Source organism: Neisseria weixii (assembly GCF_002327085.1).
Classification (GTDB): domain Bacteria; phylum Pseudomonadota; class Gammaproteobacteria; order Burkholderiales; family Neisseriaceae; genus Neisseria; species Neisseria weixii.
Genome location: NZ_CP023429.1, coordinates 2,070,942 through 2,088,438 on the forward strand (window position 1 = coordinate 2,070,942; position 17,497 = coordinate 2,088,438).

15 protein-coding genes and 5 pseudogenes are annotated in these 17,497 nt (G+C 44.5%); 19 read left to right on the plus strand and 1 reads right to left on the minus strand.

Translation table 11 applies throughout. The features are described from left to right. The first annotated feature begins 142 nt into the window (after positions 1 to 142). Positions 143 to 400 carry a helix-turn-helix domain-containing protein gene (locus CGZ65_RS10485; protein WP_232507432.1) on the plus strand — a complete coding sequence of 86 codons (258 nt, stop codon included), beginning with the start codon at positions 143 to 145 and terminating at the stop codon, positions 398 to 400. A 207-nt stretch (positions 401 to 607) separates the two neighbouring features. Beyond that, positions 608 to 730, plus strand: a pseudogene (locus tag CGZ65_RS14785) (IS3 family transposase); the annotation flags it as partial. Positions 731 to 845: 115 nt separating this feature from the next. On the opposite strand, the pseudogene CGZ65_RS14320 reads toward CGZ65_RS14785, so the two are convergent. Beyond that, positions 846 to 1,024: pseudogene (locus CGZ65_RS14320) on the minus strand (lipoprotein signal peptidase). Positions 1,025 to 1,035: 11 nt separating this feature from the next. Between CGZ65_RS14320 and CGZ65_RS15235 the strand changes: the two are divergent. The 17 genes and pseudogenes from CGZ65_RS15235 to CGZ65_RS10565 all read left to right on the plus strand — a co-directional run. Next, a pseudogene (locus CGZ65_RS15235) lies at positions 1,036 to 1,185 on the plus strand (hypothetical protein); the annotation flags it as partial. After that, positions 1,186 to 1,440 (plus strand): annotated as a pseudogene (locus CGZ65_RS15380) (IS3 family transposase); the annotation flags it as partial. A 135-nt stretch (positions 1,441 to 1,575) separates the two neighbouring features. Continuing rightward, entirely contained in the window at positions 1,576 to 2,040 is a 465-nt protein-coding gene (nrdR, locus tag CGZ65_RS10500) for a transcriptional regulator NrdR (protein ID WP_096295770.1), read from the plus strand. 44 nt (positions 2,041 to 2,084) lie between these two features. Continuing rightward, on the plus strand, positions 2,085 to 2,675 hold the full coding sequence (locus CGZ65_RS10505; protein ID WP_096295771.1) for a cytochrome C: 591 nt from the start codon (positions 2,085 to 2,087) through the stop codon (positions 2,673 to 2,675). A gap of 12 nt (positions 2,676 to 2,687) precedes the next feature. Then, on the plus strand, positions 2,688 to 3,797 hold the full coding sequence (gene ribD / locus CGZ65_RS10510) for a bifunctional diaminohydroxyphosphoribosylaminopyrimidine deaminase/5-amino-6-(5-phosphoribosylamino)uracil reductase RibD (RefSeq protein WP_096295772.1): 1,110 nt from the start codon (positions 2,688 to 2,690) through the stop codon (positions 3,795 to 3,797). 511 nt (positions 3,798 to 4,308) lie between these two features. Further along, positions 4,309 to 5,616: a nucleotide sugar dehydrogenase gene (locus tag CGZ65_RS10515; RefSeq protein WP_096296177.1), complete on the plus strand. Its 1,308-nt coding sequence runs from the start codon at positions 4,309 to 4,311 to the stop codon at positions 5,614 to 5,616. 163 nt (positions 5,617 to 5,779) lie between these two features. After that, positions 5,780 to 7,200, plus strand: a pseudogene (locus CGZ65_RS15245) (lipopolysaccharide biosynthesis protein). Positions 7,201 to 7,266: 66 nt separating this feature from the next. Continuing rightward, on the plus strand, positions 7,267 to 7,773 hold the full coding sequence (locus CGZ65_RS14340) for a hypothetical protein (protein ID WP_232507435.1): 507 nt from the start codon (positions 7,267 to 7,269) through the stop codon (positions 7,771 to 7,773). Between the two features lie 32 nt (positions 7,774 to 7,805). Then, positions 7,806 to 8,531 (plus strand): O-antigen ligase family protein, encoded by a 726-nt coding sequence (locus CGZ65_RS14345; RefSeq protein ID WP_232507436.1) that lies wholly within the window; start codon positions 7,806 to 7,808, stop codon positions 8,529 to 8,531. Between the two features lie 30 nt (positions 8,532 to 8,561). Then, a complete protein-coding gene (locus tag CGZ65_RS10530) occupies positions 8,562 to 9,635 on the plus strand; it encodes a glycosyltransferase family 4 protein (RefSeq protein ID WP_096296178.1) in 1,074 nt (357 codons plus the stop codon). Between the two features lie 13 nt (positions 9,636 to 9,648). After that, positions 9,649 to 10,821 (plus strand): glycosyltransferase, encoded by a 1,173-nt coding sequence (locus CGZ65_RS10535; protein WP_096295773.1) that lies wholly within the window; start codon positions 9,649 to 9,651, stop codon positions 10,819 to 10,821. Then, the gene (locus CGZ65_RS10540) at positions 10,814 to 11,431 is read left to right on the plus strand and encodes a sugar transferase (RefSeq protein WP_096295774.1); all 618 of its coding nucleotides are present in this window, start codon (positions 10,814 to 10,816) and stop codon (positions 11,429 to 11,431) included. Before CGZ65_RS10535 ends, CGZ65_RS10540 begins: the two co-directional genes overlap by 8 nt. Continuing rightward, positions 11,418 to 12,389 (plus strand): ATP-grasp domain-containing protein, encoded by a 972-nt coding sequence (locus CGZ65_RS10545; RefSeq protein WP_096295775.1) that lies wholly within the window; start codon positions 11,418 to 11,420, stop codon positions 12,387 to 12,389. Before CGZ65_RS10540 ends, CGZ65_RS10545 begins: the two co-directional genes overlap by 14 nt. After that, a complete protein-coding gene (locus tag CGZ65_RS10550) occupies positions 12,376 to 13,053 on the plus strand; it encodes an HAD family hydrolase (RefSeq protein ID WP_096295776.1) in 678 nt (225 codons plus the stop codon). Before CGZ65_RS10545 ends, CGZ65_RS10550 begins: the two co-directional genes overlap by 14 nt. A 52-nt stretch (positions 13,054 to 13,105) precedes the next feature. After that, on the plus strand, positions 13,106 to 14,281 hold the full coding sequence (locus CGZ65_RS10555; RefSeq protein ID WP_096295777.1) for a DegT/DnrJ/EryC1/StrS family aminotransferase: 1,176 nt from the start codon (positions 13,106 to 13,108) through the stop codon (positions 14,279 to 14,281). A gap of 91 nt (positions 14,282 to 14,372) precedes the next feature. Further along, positions 14,373 to 16,274 carry a polysaccharide biosynthesis protein gene (locus tag CGZ65_RS10560; protein ID WP_096295778.1) on the plus strand — a complete coding sequence of 634 codons (1,902 nt, stop codon included), beginning with the start codon at positions 14,373 to 14,375 and terminating at the stop codon, positions 16,272 to 16,274. A gap of 72 nt (positions 16,275 to 16,346) precedes the next feature. Then, positions 16,347 to 17,483, plus strand: coding sequence for a polysaccharide export protein (locus tag CGZ65_RS10565; protein WP_096295779.1), 1,137 nt, complete (start codon positions 16,347 to 16,349; stop codon positions 17,481 to 17,483). Positions 17,484 to 17,497: the final 14 nt, after the last annotated feature.

The window sequence follows — 17,497 nt, forward strand, 5'->3', positions numbered from 1 at the left end:
TAACTGTTTATTAAGTAATTTTCATCACAAATATAACAAATCAATAAAATCTAAAACATGGATAAAGAGGCCGTCTGAAAATCCCTGAACTGCACCCCAAAAGTCGGACACCCCCGCCAACTTTAAAAGGTGCAGTTTTCTTATGTCCAAATATAACCTACACTTCAAATACCGAGCCGTACTCCATTACCACCAAGTGCACAGCCGACAGCGCACCGCAGAGCACTTCAACGTCTCACGCACCCACCTGCGCCGTTGGACAGCCGCCTGTCGGCAAGGCGGTATCGCCGCACGCCAACACCCGCAGGCTACGTTTATGAAGACCAGACAGGCCAAACGCAAAAACCCGTTTATCGCCGACAAACCCGGCCACGAAAAAAAACCGGGCGGAACTGATTGAAGAGTGGCGTTACATGAGGGCGGGGAACGGCTACCTAAAGCACATGAAAGCCCTCAACGAAAAGAACGCCGCCAAAGCTGCGAAACCGTTCAAACGTTGGGGGCGGAACACCCGCTGAAATATCTGCCGCACAGTGCCGGCATTCCCAAAAGCAGCTTTCATTACCATATCGGCAAAGCCGGTCCCGATGCAGCGGCCAAAACCGCCGTGGGTGAAGTCTGTCGCCGGCACAAAGGCCGTTACGGTCATCGGCGGATTGCCGCCGTATTGTCGCGGAACAAAAAGAAAGTGCGGCGCATTATGGGTTTGTTGGGACTGAAAGCCAAAGTCCGCAGTAAAAAAGCCTACCGTCCGCAAGCAATAGGAGAGGCTTCGGACAGTATTCTCAATCGTGAGTTTACTGCCGGCAAACCGGCAGGCAAATGGCTGACCGATGTGGCGGAGTTCAAATGCACAAACGGGAAGCTGTACTTATCGCCGATATTGGATGAGGCCTTTGCAAAACCGCCGGATGCGGATTCAGTTCAAGGCGCAGCAGCGCAGCGGGTGCAGACATATCACACGATAGGCAGGCGAGCGGGCAGCGCACAACGCAGAAATGCGCTGCAGATGGCGGTTTTGCAAAGGTCTCCGATGTGTTTAACCGGGAGATTGCGGCCTATTCTTTAGGCCGCAGAGCAAACGGTGAAATGGTGGCGCAAATGTTGGACCAAGCATTCGGCCGTCTGAAAGGCCAAACGCCGCTGCTGCATTCCGGCCAAGGTGTGCTTTGCCGCACCGAGGCTTATCGAACGAAATTGGCTGAGAAAGGGATGGTGCAAAGTATGTCGCGCAAAGGCACGCCGGGACAATGCGCCGATGGAGCGTTTCTTCGGTACACTGAAAACGGAGGGTTTCTATCAGGAAGGTGCGCTGTCGGTGGCGGAGCTGACAGTGGTCATAGATGATTACATACATTACTACAATCATGAACGGATAGTTTAAACTTAAAAAAGCTGAGTCCTGTCGGCTACAGAACCCGGCTTGAAAAGGCTGTTTGAGAAAGATTCTTAACTTGTCCAAGTATTGGGGACGGTTCATCTTATTTTCAGACGGCCTTTGCTATGCTTTTCCGCTATACGGATATGCGCCTATCAGTTATAATATCCATTTACAAACAAACGATTTAGCTGCATATGAAATGTCCGTTTTGCCAACATGCCAACACACAGGTTACCGACTCGCGCCTGCTGGAAGAAACCAACAGCATCCGCCGCCGCCGCCGTTGCGTGTCTTGCAGACAGCGTTTCAGCACCTTTGAAACAGTTGAAATGCGTATGCCGCAAGTGTTGAAAACCAACGGCAGCCGCGTTAATTTTAACCCGCATAAACTCCACACCAGCCTTGCCCGCGCCCTGCACAAACGCCCTGTTTCTCCGGAAAAAATCGACGAAACCGTTACCCTGATTGAGCAGCGCCTGTATCAATTGGGTAAAAAAGAGGTGCCGTCACAACTGGTTGGCGAAATGGCGATGGAAGAATTGGCTAAAATTGATCAAGTAGCGTATGTGCGCTTCGCTTCGGTTTATAAGAGTTTTAATGATGTTTCGGAATTCACCCAAGCGATTGCCACCCTGCCGCAATCCCAACAAACCGAATAAGACCGTCTGAAACTATGGCCATGCTTAGACAATGAGCAATGAACATGAATAAAAAAATTTTACTGTCTATCCCTATATTACTATTGCTGAGTGCATGCAATAAAGCCAGAGAAGCGTCTGCCCAAGCAACTGCTTCTGAGCCAATCGCTTCGGCCGCCTCCACCGCATCTGCGCCGATGGCCAAAGAAAACACCGTGCAAGAGCTGAACAGCAAAGACAGTAAAATCCGCATCGTGATTGAAAATGCTCAATTTACCGATGTGATTAAAGATCAAAATTTACGCCCTGAAGGCATTTCCGCTGACGAGCTGACCTTACTACAGCGCGACAACACATCCGGCATCACGCTCTATGCCGCCAATTTGGGCAAAGCAAAAACCGATGCCAAAACCTATTTCACGCATTTAAAAGAAACCCTCCAATCCGCCAAAGACATGGATAATATGCGCGTTGGCATTGCCACCGACAACCGCATGAATTACCGTTTCAGCCAAACTACTGAAGACGGCAACACACTCTCTGAAAACTGCATTGCCATTCACGAAACCAATATTTATACCGTATGCGCCAGTTCGGCTACGGCCTCTGCCGAGCAACTGGCTTTCGTCTTAAAAAACGTCAATTTAATCAAATAAAGGCCGTCTGAAATGTTTAGCGATACCGATATCCGGATGATGCAAAACGCCCTTGCCCTTGCCCGGCTGGGGCGTTTTTCCACTTCCCCCAATCCCCGCGTCGGTTGCGTGGTTGCACACGGCGGGCAGATTGTCGGCCAAGGCTATCACCTCAAAGCAGGCGAACCACATGCCGAAGTACATGCCCTGCGTCAGGCCGGTACCATGGCAAAAGGGGCAACCGCTTATGTCACGCTCGAACCCTGCAGCCATTATGGCCGCACCCCTCCTTGCGCCAAAGCCTTGATTGAAAGTGGTGTCAAGCGTGTGGTCGCCGCGATGGCCGACCCCAATCCTTTAGTGGCCGGCAAAGGTTTGGCTATGCTGTCCGCAGCAGGCATTCAAACCGAGAGTGGCTTATTGGAACACGAAGCACGTGAATTAAACCGTGGTTTTTTGTCGCGCATCGAGCGCAACCGCCCTTATATTCGGCTCAAATGCGCCACCAGCCTTGACGGCAAAACTGCGCTTTCAGACGGCCAAAGCCAATGGATTACCGGAGAAACTGCAAGAAACGATGTGCAGCAAATGCGTGCTGAAAGCTGCGCCATACTTACCGGCATCGGTACGGTACTGGCAGACAATCCCCGCTTGAATGTCCGCACCTTCCCTACCCTTCGCCAACCCATACGCGTGCTCTTAGACAGCCAATTACGCACCCCTTTAGACAGCCACCTGGTTTCAGACGGTCAAAGTCCTACCTTGATTGTTACTTTGGCTGATGACCAAGCGCGTTGGCAGCCTTATTTGGCTTATCCGCATATCGATATTGTCAGACCGTCTGAAAGCATTGGCCAACGTATCGATTTAAAGCAACTTTTGACAATATTGGCCGGAAAAGGCATTGGCGAATTAATGATTGAAGCTGGCCCCACGCTCAATACCGCTTTTTTGAAAGCAAATTTGGTGGACGAAATCGTGTTGTACCAATCGCCTAAAATCTTAGGTAATCCGGGTAAAATGCTGTTTGATTTTGATGAATGTCCTGATATTTTGCAGCACCCGCCACGATGGCAAAGCCAATCGGTTGAAATACTGGATACGGATATTAAATGGACATTAATCCGCTCTGCCACGATTTAGCTAAACCGTAAAAAAGCACACTTTTGATGAGTGTGCTTTTATTTTGCTTTTTTTATCGCCAATTCAAATAAAATTGAAATAATTTATATTCATAGTATGCTTTTTTAATGACTAATGAATGTTAAATAAAGTAAATATAGCGCTATAATCCTTACTGAATCAAACGATCATTTTGTGTTTGTTACTTTCATGACATATTGAAAAATAAAAATAAAACTTTATTTTTCATATATTTAAAATAATATACTATCGATAAGCATATTAATAATATTTCTTAACCATAACAACGCTACCGAATAACCGTATTTTCTCACGGTAAAACTTTTTAGTTTGAGACAACTCTTACAAACACTTATGATTGTGCCCACTATCCCCATTACAGAATTCTCAGAAACCAATTTGCCTCTTGGCTTCTGCTGAAACGTACTGAAGTCGCAATCACAGACATGATTGAACAGCCTGTTCAAATGCCATGCAAGATGAATTTCCTATCAATTACATGAGAAAAATCATGAAAAATATTACTATTCAAAAGTTTGCCGACAAAACCGCCAAAATCGGTATTGTCGGTTTGGGTTATGTTGGCTTGCCGCTGATGCTGCGTTATGTCGATATCGGTTACCAAGTATTGGGGTTCGATATTGATGAAACCAAAGTCAGCAAATTGAACAAAGGTGAAAGCTACATCGAGCATATCCCTTCTGAAAAAATTGCAGCCGCCAGCCAATCTTTGTTTGAAGCAACTACTGATTTCTCACGCATTGGCGAAGTCGAAGCCGTTATCTTATGCGTGCCGACTCCACTGAACAAATACCGCGAACCGGACATGAGCTATGTGATCGACACCACCGACGCAGTCAAACCTTACTTGCGCGAAGGTCAAGTATTATCTTTAGAATCAACCACCTACCCCGGAACCACTGAAGAAGAGCTGCTGCCACGCGTAGAAGAAGGCGGATTGAAAGTCGGTGAAAACGTATTCTTGGTTTACTCTCCGGAACGTGAAGACCCGGGTAACCCCAACTTCGAAACCCGCACTATTCCTAAAGTGATCGGCGGCCATACTCCAGCTTGTTTGGAAGTCGGCAAAGCCCTGTATGAACCGGCGATTGATAAAGTCGTGCCTGTGAGCTCAACCAAAGCCGCTGAATTGACCAAACTTTTGGAAAACATTCACCGTGCCGTTAACATCGGCTTGGTAAACGAAATGAAAATTGTCGCCGACAAAATGGACATCGACATTCATGAAGTCATTGCTGCCGCTGCGACCAAACCTTTCGGCTTCGTTGCTTACTATCCAGGTCCGGGCTTGGGCGGCCACTGCATCCCGATTGACCCATTCTACTTGACTTGGAAAGCACGCGAATACGGCGTGAACACCCGCTTTATCGAACTGGCCGGCGAAGTAAACTCATACATGCCTGACTATGTCATCGAAAAAGTAAGCCTGGGATTGAATGAGCACAACCGCTCAATCAAAGACAGCAAAATCCTGATTTTGGGTATTGCCTACAAGAAAAACGTGGATGACATGCGTGAAAGCCCATCAGTAGAAGTCATGGACCGTTTGGCAAAATTGGGCGCCAAGGTTTCTTACTCTGACCCACACGTACCTGAATTCCCACATATTCCGGGCCATCACTACTTCGATTTGAAGAGCGAGACTTTAACCCCTGAGAATATTGCTCAATTCGATTGCGTGGTCTTGACAACCGATCACGATAAATTTGATTATGCCATGATTACCGAGCATGCGAAATTAATCGTGGATACCCGCGGCAAATTCCCGGTGAACAATCCCAAAGTTATTAAAGCATAATCGTGACAAGTTGGCTGGCTACCCAAGTCAGTCGGCTTTCTTGGCGTATTTGTCTTCCAGATATGCCAGGAAAGCCCTTTTAACAATATCAATAAATGTCGGCTGCTCTCAACATTGCCTAAACGCCCACTTGTCCCCCCTATAGGCCGTCTGAAACATATATATGAATGCACGTAAAATTTTAGGTTATGCACTCGGCCCTATCGGTAGCGCGGCTTTTGGTTTGATTTCCCTACCACTGATTTCTTGGTATTTCCCAGCGGAAGACATTGGCCGCATTGTATTTCTGCAAACGGTATCCAGCCTCATTATTTTGGTGTTGGGATTAGGTTTGGATCACGCCTACATCCGAAATTATTACGAAGTTGAGAACAAAGCCAGCTTATTTAAATCTTTGTCGGCTTTACCGTTTTTATTGGTCATGCTTGCTTCCATTGCTATCGCCTTATGGAACCCGGCTTGGCCTTCTGTATTGGTGTTCGATTTAAACGATGGTGTGTTAGGCGGCCTATTTTTGCTTTTTTTGACTACTGCTTTATTTTCCCGCTTCCTATCTTTGATTTTGAGAATGCAGGAAAAAGCCTTTGCCTTTTCCATCAGCCAACTGATACCGAAATTTTTTATTCTTGTCTTTGTTTTGATACTTGTTGCATTCGGTTTACCTAAAAACACGTTAAGCTTAATCTTTTCTTATACTGCAGCACAAATCGTGACTGTGATGATATTGGCTTATCAATCGAAAGACGAACTGAAATCAGCGATTACATCTTCTTTCTCAAAAGATTTGTCCAATCAAGCTTTACAATATGGCCTGCCTTTGGCATTCGGCAACCTAGCCTATTGGGGATTTACATCTGCAGACCGTTTTGTGCTGAAAGAAATGGCCAGTTTAGAGCAATTAGGCATTTATTCGATGGCAGTAAATTTTGGTGCCATCGCTCTCATTTTCCAAAGCATTTTTCTACAATTTGGGCACCCATGGTATTTAAATGGGTCAAAGAGAATGAGAATTTAGATAAAGTCAGTCAAGTGGCGGTATCGATGACGGCTTTAATCAGCGCCATTATCTGTCTCGTAGGTATTTTTTCACCTGTGGTGACATGGATTTTGCCGTCAAAATATGAGCCTGTTCAATTTATTTTACTTTCAAGCTTATTGTTCCCGCTCTTCTATACATTAACTGAAGTCAGCGGAATCGGCTTGAATGTCATTAAAAAAACATGGCTTATTACTGTGATTAATTTTGTCTGCTTGACTATAAATCTATCGCTCTTGAAATTCCTTGTCCCTTTTCTTGGCGCAAGAGGTGCTGCCATTGCAAGTGCCATTTCATTCTCTATTTTCTTTATGATTAAAACAGAGCTTTCGTCAAAACTATGGCAAAAATTGCCGCGTATGAAATTATATTCAAATGCCACTTTATGTTTGTTAATGTGTATTAGCTATACTTATTTTGGTACAAAAAGCAATTATTATATTTTCTCATTATTGTGGTTAGCCTGTTTAATATTATTGACAATTTTTCATAAAAAACAAATTCTTGAATCAGTCAGTATGATTAAAACACGCCTGGGAAAGAATTAAACAACATTAGGGAAAATTTCCGGATAATGGCAAATCTTGCCTGAAATCTGTCTTGTAGGACTTACTGTGAAAATCAAAAAACAAAAAATTTATATCATTCTTTTTTACCTGATGATTTTCTCGTATATGTTAGGGCCAACCCTATCATATAGAGTTGGCATTCCCCGCATTGATAACCCGTTAACAGTTCTGATCAGTTTGGTCATGCCATTTATTTTGGCTTTTGAGCTGAAAAATATTGCGGAAAAGACATTCTACGCCTTATTGGCAGTATTTATTATGGCTTATTGGGGCAGTTTGCATTTATTAATTTCGTCTCTTTCACGAATTCAATTTATGGATACCCTGTTTTTTCTGTCGTTACCGAGTTTGTTTTACTTATTGTATTTAATCATCAGCAGACATGAGGAGCCTCTTCGTTTTATCCGTAGGGTATTGATTTTTTTCGCCGGCTGTATGGTGATACCTCCTGCAATTGAAATCGCGACCGGTTTTCAATTTGTACAATCAAATGAAATCTTAGCAGTAGATTCAGGATTATTAAAGGATTTTTCTTTAATCCGAATAACTTAGGCACGGCTGCACTGTGTTTCTCACCTGCCATATTGGTTTTTTTTACCACCAATGCAAGTAAAAAAGACAAAAGAATAGGCTGGGTACTTTTTTTAGCTTTAGGGGCAATTATTTTTGCCAGTGCTTCTCGAACAGCAACACTTTGTTACATCATTCTGTTCTTACTTAATCTTATCTATCGCAACAATGTCTTGCTAACAACATTGATGATCTTAATCAGCGGTATCGTTTTATCGATGATTCCGAAAGAATGGATTGGTAATTTTCTCTTATCTTTAAATGGTAATGTGTTTTTAGAAAATATTTCTTCGCGTTTGTATCTGTTCTTATTTGACCTGGATAGCGACAACTCAGTCGGATATAGGCAAGAAATTTATAATTATTTTTGGAATAACCCTCCATTCTTACTATACGGATACGGACCGAAGAATTTTGGGGAATATTTTGGTGGTCATTTAAGCGGTAGCTTAGGCTTTGAAAACCCGCACAGCTTTATTATTGAACTCTATTTAGGATTTGGCATCATTTCTTTATTAGGTTTTATTGCATATGTTGTGACGTATATGCTGCAGACTGCTTCAAGCGGTAATTTTAATGCTAAGCAGAAATTCATTGCCTTAGTAGCGATGGTCTTATTTTTATTGGCGGGCTTTATCCCTTCTACTATTTTCAGGATGCCGTTTATTTGGTTTCCGTGTTTTATAATTTTTATATACAGCACCTTGCCAATTTACAAAAAGTACGCTGTTACACAGTAAATCCAAATTTCAAACTCAAAAATGTTTATGATGAAAAAAATTATTTTAACTTCCAATATGGATGGTTTGGGCGGTACTGAAAATGCCACGTTCCGTTTAGGTCGTTTATTAAATGCACGTGGTCATCAAGTGATTCTGGTCTCTTCAGACGGCCCTTTAATTAAAGAAGCTCAAGATTTGGGTATCAAATGGCATCACATTGATTTCTATCAGGGTGGTAAAAAAGGCTACATTAAAGCCATGTTTGCCTATATGAAAATGTTAAAGCGAGAGCAACCTGATGTCATTCACTGCCAAATGGCGCGTATCGTACCTGCTTGTGCTGTTACGGCCAAAATTGCTTCGCCTAAAACCAAAGTGTTTTACCATGCCCGCGGTTTAGATCCGCAAACCTACCCTAAGATTGCAAAATTATTTGATAAATTAGGTATTTATATCATCGGAAACTGTAAGCACGAACAAGAAAAACTGATTCGTCATGGTTTTCCTGCCAACCGTGTGACCTATACTTATAACGCCTTGCACAAAGTAGATTATGTTCCCGAGAAAAGCAACAAAGATTATGTCATGCTGGGTACATTATCACGCTTGGATACCGTTCGCGCTGTGCATTTGATGTTGGATATCTTCAAAAAAATGATTGACCGCGGCTTGCCGGTTCGCCTGAACGTAGCGGGTATCGGTGAAGAGATGGAAAACTTGAAAGCACAAGCCAAACGTTTGGATATTGACGATAAAGTTACTTTCTTAGGCGGCGTCCGCGATTTGACCGGTTATTTTAAAGAGATCGATATCTTGGTCAATACCCCGCATTGCATAGGCGATCATGGTGCCGGTGTCGGTAACAATATTTTGGAATCCGGTTTATACGATACTCCTGTCGTAACTTACGATATGGCCGGGATTTCTGAAATGGTGATTACCGGTAAAACCGGCTACTGTATTCCGTTTGGCAACGATGAACAATTTATCGAAGCGGTAACTAAATTAGTGGAGAGCCGCCAATTGCGTGATGAAATGGGCAAAGCATTACATCAACATGTTATCCGCCTATGTTCTGATGATGAAATTTACCGCACCACTATGGCTGCATATAACATGTAAGGCCGTCTGAACGATGAACATTACCATTGTTGCACCTTATTGCTCTTTACCCGGCGAACCGCACTTCAACCGTTTTTGGTATTTAGCAGAATTATTATCGCAAAAACATAATGTATTGCTGGTTACCAGCAACTTTAAACATTACGACAAATCTTTCAGACGGCCCGAAGATGCCGAATCTGCTTCAAAAGGCCGTCTGAACGTTATGCTTTTACAAGAAAGCGGTTATCAGAAAAATGTTTCTATAGCACGCTTAAAAAGCCATCATGTTTTTGTCCAAAATTTGGAAGACTGGCTCTCTCAACGACAGGCCGGCGAGATAGATTTAGTGTATTCAGCATACCCCTTGATTGCCACCAATCTGGTCCTAGGAAGATTTAAGCAGAAGCTGGGCTATAAAATGATTATTGATGTGCAGGATGTTTGGCCGGAGTCTTTCTCGGCGGTCATCCCTTTTATGAAAAAAGTCCAACATCAAAAATTTCCCTTTTCGGCTCGGGCAAATGAAGCTTATGCCTATGCTGACGGCTTGGTAGCAGTATCCGAATCTTACTTAACGCGTGCACATGAAGCCAATCCTCAAGCACCGGGAGAAGTAGTATTTATCGGTGCCGATTTTGACAAGATGGCAACGGCCCCACGGAAAGTATTCACCACGCCGGCAACCCGTTTTTTTTACTTGGGTACGCTCAGCTTCAGTTACGACATGGAAACTGTCTGCAAAGGGATGCAGCAATTATTAGCCGACGGTCTGAATGTGAAACTTCATGTCATGGGAGGCGGGCCGGATTTAGAAAAGTTAAAAAAATATGCGGGTGAATCGATTCAATTTTATGGATATATTCCCTATGTAGAGATGATGTCGGTGGCCAAAGGTTGCGATATAGCGGTAAATCCGATTCATGCCCACTCGGCAGCTTCGATTACCAATAAACTCTCAGACTACTTGGCACTGCAAAAACCGATTTTAAACAGCCAAGTTCATCCGGAAGTTGCCGAAACCTTAAAACTAGTCCCACACATCAATTACCAATCCGGCAATGTAGAAGACTTTGTACGAGCAGCCAAAGCCATGCTCAACCATAAAAATGATCCTGTGCAATCCAAAGAAATCATCCGCCGCTTTAAGCGTGATGTTTCTTATCAAAGAATTGTCCACCTTATTGAAAGATTAGGTCATGAATAAACTGATTAAACGCCTATTCGACATTATTGCTTCGGCGGCCGGTTTGATTATTTTGTCACCGGTATTCTTGATTTTGATTTATCTCATCAAGAAAAATTTGGGCTCGCCGGTATTTTTCACCCAAGAGCGTCCGGGTGAAAACGGTAAGCCGTTCAAAATGATTAAATTTCGCTCGATGCGTGATGCCATTGATGCCAACGGCAACCCCCTTCCTGACAGCGAACGGCTCACCCCGTTCGGACGCAAATTGCGTGCCGCCAGCCTTGATGAACTACCCGAACTTTGGAATGTCTTAAAAGGTGACATGAGCTTGGTTGGTCCGCGTCCGTTGCTGATGAGCTATTTGCCCTTATACAACGACTTTCAAAACCGTCGCCATGAAATGAAGCCGGGCGTTACCGGCTGGGCTCAGGTGAATGGCCGCAATGCATTGTCATGGGATGAGAAATTTGCCCGCGATATTTGGTATATCGACAATTTCAGCCTTTGGTTGGACATCAAAATCTTATTTTTAACTGTCAAAAAAGTATTTATCAAAGAGGGCATTTCCGCTGATGGAGAAGCCACTATGCCGTTTTTCACAGGAAATGACACCAATGAAAAAAAATAATGTACTGATTTTATCTGCCGGCCGCCGTGTTGAGCTGGTTCAAGACTTTAAAACCGAAGCCGATAAATTTGAAGGTATCAAAGTATTCACAACGGACATGTTCCCTCACATGTCATCGGCCTGTCATGTTTCAGACGGCTCATTTGTTGTGCCTGCCATCAAAGCCGACGGTTACATCGACAGCATTTACCAACTGGCCGTTGATCATAACATCGGCCTAATTATTCCAACCATCGATACCGAATTGCAAAAATTGGCTGATGCCCGTACCCGTTTTGAAGAAGCCGGCATCCACATCATTGTTTCGGACAGCGCGCTGATTACCTTATGCCGCGACAAACGCAAAACTGCCTATTTGTTTGCACAATACGGCATTCAATCTCCAAAAATTTACGACCGGAATAACTTAACCCTGCCATGCTTCGTCAAACCTTATGACGGCAGCCGCGCCATCGGCGCCAAACGTGTTGATACGCAAGCGGATATTTCTGATGAGATGATGGCTGACCCTAAATTAATGTTCTGCCAACTCATCGATATCGTTAATGAATTCAAAGAATTTACCGTTGACATGTATTACGACAATCAAGGCCGTCTGAAATGTGTGATTCCGCGCGAACGTTTAGAAGTGCGTACAGGCGAAGTCAGTAAAGGGATTACCCGCCGCAATCATTTATATAATGTATTGGTTGAAAAAATGGCGGTATTGGAAGGTGCTCGCGGCTGCATTACCGCCCAATTTTTCTACAACGACCAAACCGAAGAATTTTACAGCGTCGAAATCAATCCGCGCTTTGGCGGCGGTTTCCCCTTGACCTATGCTGCAGGCGGTAACTATCCGGGTTGGCTGATTCAAGAATATTTAATGGGCCAGGAAATTTCCTTTTTCGACCAATGGGAAAATAATCTGATGATGTTGCGCTATGATGCCAAGGTACTGGTTCATGAAAATCAATGATACTCGGAATGCCGTATTGGTGTTTGATTTGGATGATACCTTATATTCAGAATACGACTATAAGGTATCCGGTATTCAATCCGTGATTCAAACTATTGCTGCGCTTTATCCTGAATATGACCTGCATTCTTTAAAATCTGCCATTGATCACAAGAATAAAGACTGGCTGGATGTAATCTGCACCCAATGCCGTCTGAATGATTCGGAAAAGCAGACTTTATTATGGCAATACCGATTACATAAACCGGTTATCCAACCTTATATGGATTACAAATCCCTTAAGGACATCACCCAAAATTTTGCCGCAACCGCCTTGATTACGGACGGACGCAGCATTACCCAGCGCCTTAAATTAGCAGCTCTGGGTATTATGGATTTATTTGCAGATATTCTGATTTCGGAATCTTTTCAATCAGAAAAGCCCCATCCTGAACGCTTTGTTTATCTGCGAAACAAATATGGTAAAAATCATCAATTTATTTATGTTGGCGACAATATTAAAAAAGACTTTGTTACCCCTAAAGCAATGGGCTGGCTCACAATTGGGCTGAAAGGTTCTGAACATAATATTCATCAGCATGAATCTGGCGATTTTGATGTCGCATACCACCCGCATCTTTGGATTGAGTCTTTAACCGATTTAAGAAAACACTTCGGCATTTAATCCGGCACTTTTTATTTAAGAAATTCAACCAGCCTTTTTGCAGGAAAAGCAAATGCTTAATACATCTCTCTCTCCGTGGCCCAGCTTCACCCAAGAAGAAGCGGATGCAGTATCACGCGTACTGCTGTCAAACAAAGTCAATTATTGGACCGGCACCGAATGTCGCGAATTTGAAAAAGAATTTGCCCAATATATTGGAACTGAATATGCCATTGCATTGTCTAATGGTACATTAGCATTGGATGTTGCACTCAAAGCCATGGGCATTGGTGCGGGTGATGATGTCATTGTGACCTCACGCACCTTCTTGGCTTCCGCCTCATCAATCGTCACTGCCGGTGCCAATCCGGTGTTTGCCGATGTTGATTTAAACAGCCAAAACATCAGCGCCGAAACCATTAAAGCGGCGCTGACCCCGAATACCAAGGCGATTATTGTGGTGCATTTGGCCGGTATGCCTGCCGAAATGGATGGCATCATGGCGTTGGCAGAAGAACACAAATTGTGGGTGCTTGAAGACTGCGCACAAGCACACGGTTCCAAATACAAAGGCAAATCCGTCGGCTCTATCGGTCATGTCGGCGCATGGTCGTTCTGCCAAGACAAAATCATGACTACCGGCGGCGAAGGCGGCATGGTTACCACCAACGATAAAGACTTGTGGAACAAAATGTGGTCATACAAAGACCACGGCAAAAGCTACGATGCCGTGTACCACCGTGAGCATGCTCCGGGTTTCCGCTGGCTGCATGAAAGCTTCGGCACCAACTGGCGTATGATGGAAATACAAGCCGTCATCGGCCGCATTCAAATCAAACGCATGCCGGATTGGACGGCCAAACGCCAAGCCAATGCCGAACAACTAACACAATCATTCCGTAAATTCAGCAGCATACGTTTGGTTGAAATCGCTGATTACATCGAACATGCGCAGTATAAATATTATGTTTTCGTTAAACCGGAAAACTTGAAAGAAGGCTGGACGCGCGACCGCATCGTGAATGAATTGAACGCACGCAAAGTACCGGCTTATCAAGGCAGCTGCTCGGAAGTGTATTTAGAAAAAGCCTTTGAAGGCACGCCATGGCGCCCGAAAGAGCGTTTGAAAAATGCCGTTGAACTGGGTAAAACCAGCCTGATGTTCTTGGTACACCCTACTTTGACCGCAGAAGAAATGGCTTTCTGCTGCCAAAATATTGAAGAAGTTTTGACAGAAGCAACTGCGTAAACATCTTGGTTTTCAGACGGCCTCCTACGCTTCAAGGCCGTCTGAAAAATCATTTGACGACAGTTTTGCCATTATTTAGAAAATACCAAAAATGAATTTGGAAACCTTATTAGCTTTGCCCCGCAACATGAAAAAGACATTTTTTGTCATTCATGATGTGGCGATGATTTTTATTGCCTTTTGGTTTGCCCAAAGCTTGAAATCCCAATATTCCGATGAATGGCTGAGCATGACCAACTGGCTGGCTTTCATCGTGACAGCGGCGGCCAGTATTGCTGTTTTTGTGCGTTTGGGGCTTTACCGCGCGGTTACCCGCTATGTCAGCACCCGTGTATTAACATCCGCCGTAATTGGTACTGTTATCTCCGCTGTTGTATTTTTCTTCAGCATCCTGATGTTTGAACAGCGTTTAACCTTCTCGCTGCCACTGGTTTATTTCTTGTTTTTGGTAGTGTTAATCACCAGCTCGCGCATGATTTTGCGTGCCATTTTGTCCGACAGCCACGCCAAACAAATGACACCGGTCATTATTTATGGCGCAGGCCGCTCTGGCCGTCAATTATTAGAAGCCATCAAGCAAGTACGCGAATACCATGCCGTGGCCTTTGTCGATGACGATAAAAGCATTCAACGCAGCGTGATTTATGACTTAACTGTTTATGCACCGAATCAAATTCAAAGCTTAATCGACCGCTATGGCGTCGAAAAAATCTTGCTGGCGATTCCAAGCTCGACACAGCAAGAGCGCAAAACGATTATTGCGCATTTGGAAAAATACAAATGTGAAGTTTTGACCATTCCGGGTATGAAAGACTTGGTTGACGGCAAAATCAACGTCAGCTCTTTGAAAAAAATCTCGGTAGTCGATTTGTTGGGTCGAGATCCTGTCGAGCCGCGTTCCGAGCTTATGCGTGCGGACATCACCGACAAAATCGTGATGGTGACCGGTGCCGGTGGTTCGATTGGTTCTGAACTGTGCCGACAAATCTTGCGCTGCCGCCCGGCTAAATTGCTGTTGTTTGAATTGTCTGAATTTTCTTTATACAGCATCGACAAAGAATTGCGTGAAGCGCAAGCCGAAGCCGGCAGCCAAATTGAGATATTGCCACTATTGGGCTCGGTGCAAAACAAAGAGCGTCTCTTGAGCATCATGCGTGCTTACCAGGTCGACACCGTTTACCACGCTGCGGCATACAAACATGTACCGATGGTTGAATTCAATACCATCGAAGGCATTCAAAACAATATTTTCGGTACCCTCTTCTGCGCGCAAGCTGCGGTTGAAGCCAATGTCGATACCTTCGTTTTGATTTCAACCGATAAAGCCGTTCGCCCGACCAATACCATGGGCGCCAGCAAACGCATGGCCGAACTTTGTTTGCAAGCTTTGGCTGCCGAGCCTGACCAACACACCCGTTTCTGCATGGTGCGTTTTGGTAATGTACTGGGTTCGTCCGGTTCGGTTGTACCCGTGTTTGAAAAACAAATCGCATCTGGCGGTCCGATCACCCTTACCCACCAAGACATTACCCGCTACTTCATGACCATCCCGGAAGCGGCACAACTGGTTATTCAGGCCGGTGCAATGGGCAAAGGCGGTGATGTGTTTGTATTGGACATGGGCGAATCAGTCAAAATCATCGACCTTGCCAAACAAATGATTAATCTCAGCGGCCTGAAGATTAAAGATACCTTACATCCCGAAGGTGATATTGAAATCAAAATCACCGGTTTACGCCCGGGCGAGAAACTGTATGAAGAACTTCTCATCGGCGATGAAGTACAAAAAACCACTCATCCCCGCATCATGACCGCCAATGAAGTAATGCTGTCATGGACTGAATTATCTGACATACTCACGCGCATGGAGTCTGCATGCCGACACATGGATCAAGCCACGCTTCGTTCATTACTATTGGAAGCCCCGACCGGCTTCAACCCTAAAGACGACATTTGCGACTTGGTTTGGCAACGACATCAAGAGGCCGCCTGAACCTACTAAACCACTGCCGCTTATTTCAGACGACATCTACAATTCTTAAGATTTACAAGGACATCCAGACATATGAAAAAGCTTACTTTAATCAGCTTATCATTTCTCATTTTTGCCGGCGGCTGCAGCAGCACAACTGTCATCCCGGGGTCTTCACTAAAAACCAAAAACAAAACCATTATTTACAGTGAAAATGAAACCGCAGCCGACATCAATTTAGACAATCGGGTAGCAGTCTTCCCTATTACGCTCAATCTAATTGAGCGTATGCGCGAACCCGTCGTTACCGCCCAGACCAACCATACCTTAGCCCAACAAAAATCCAACTACCAATACCGTGTCGGTAACGGCGATGTATTGAATATTATGGTGTGGGCGCATGCGGATTTAAATTCACCGGTACAACAGAGCAGCCCGCAAGACCATCAGGTCAGCCGAGGCGCATGGGTAGACGAACGCGGTTATATTTCTTATCCTTTAATCGGCAATATCCATGCTAAGGGCAAAACCATTAACGAACTGCAAAATATCTTAACTTCACGTTTGCGCCGTTATCTGAAAAACCCGCAAGTCGTGATTAACGTGACCGAATTCCGTTCCCAACGCATATCCATTGCCGGAGCCGTTAATCAAGCAGGCCAACTGCCCATTACCAATATCCCAATGACCATTTTAGATGCGGTTAACCAAGCCGGCGGCGTAGCTTCTAATGCTGATACGCAAAACATCAAATGGACGCATAACGGTGTTGACCGTACTATTTCGCTGCAAAACATGTTGCAGTACGGCGATATGTCGCAAAACCATATGCTGAGTAACGGCGATATTATTTACGTACCGAACAACAGCAACAGCAAAGTATATGTAATGGGTGAAGTCGGCCGTCAAGCAGCGCTGCCTATCGGCAACCATGGACTAAACCTGACCCAAGCCTTGGGTGATGTTGGTGGCATGAACCAAAACTACGCTGATGCCACCGGTGTCTTCGTAATTCGTCGTGCGCCAAGTGATTTGGAAAAACCGATTCATGTGTATCAGCTGAATTTGCGTGATGCGACTGCCTACGCTGTCGGTAGCGAATTCAAACTGCGTGCCGAAGACGTGATTTATGTAACTGCCGCACCGGTTGCCCGCTGGAATCGTGTGGTTTCTTTGATTACCAATTCCATCAGCAACGTCAATTCTTTGGATAATACATTTGGTAACTAACGATTAGATATTAC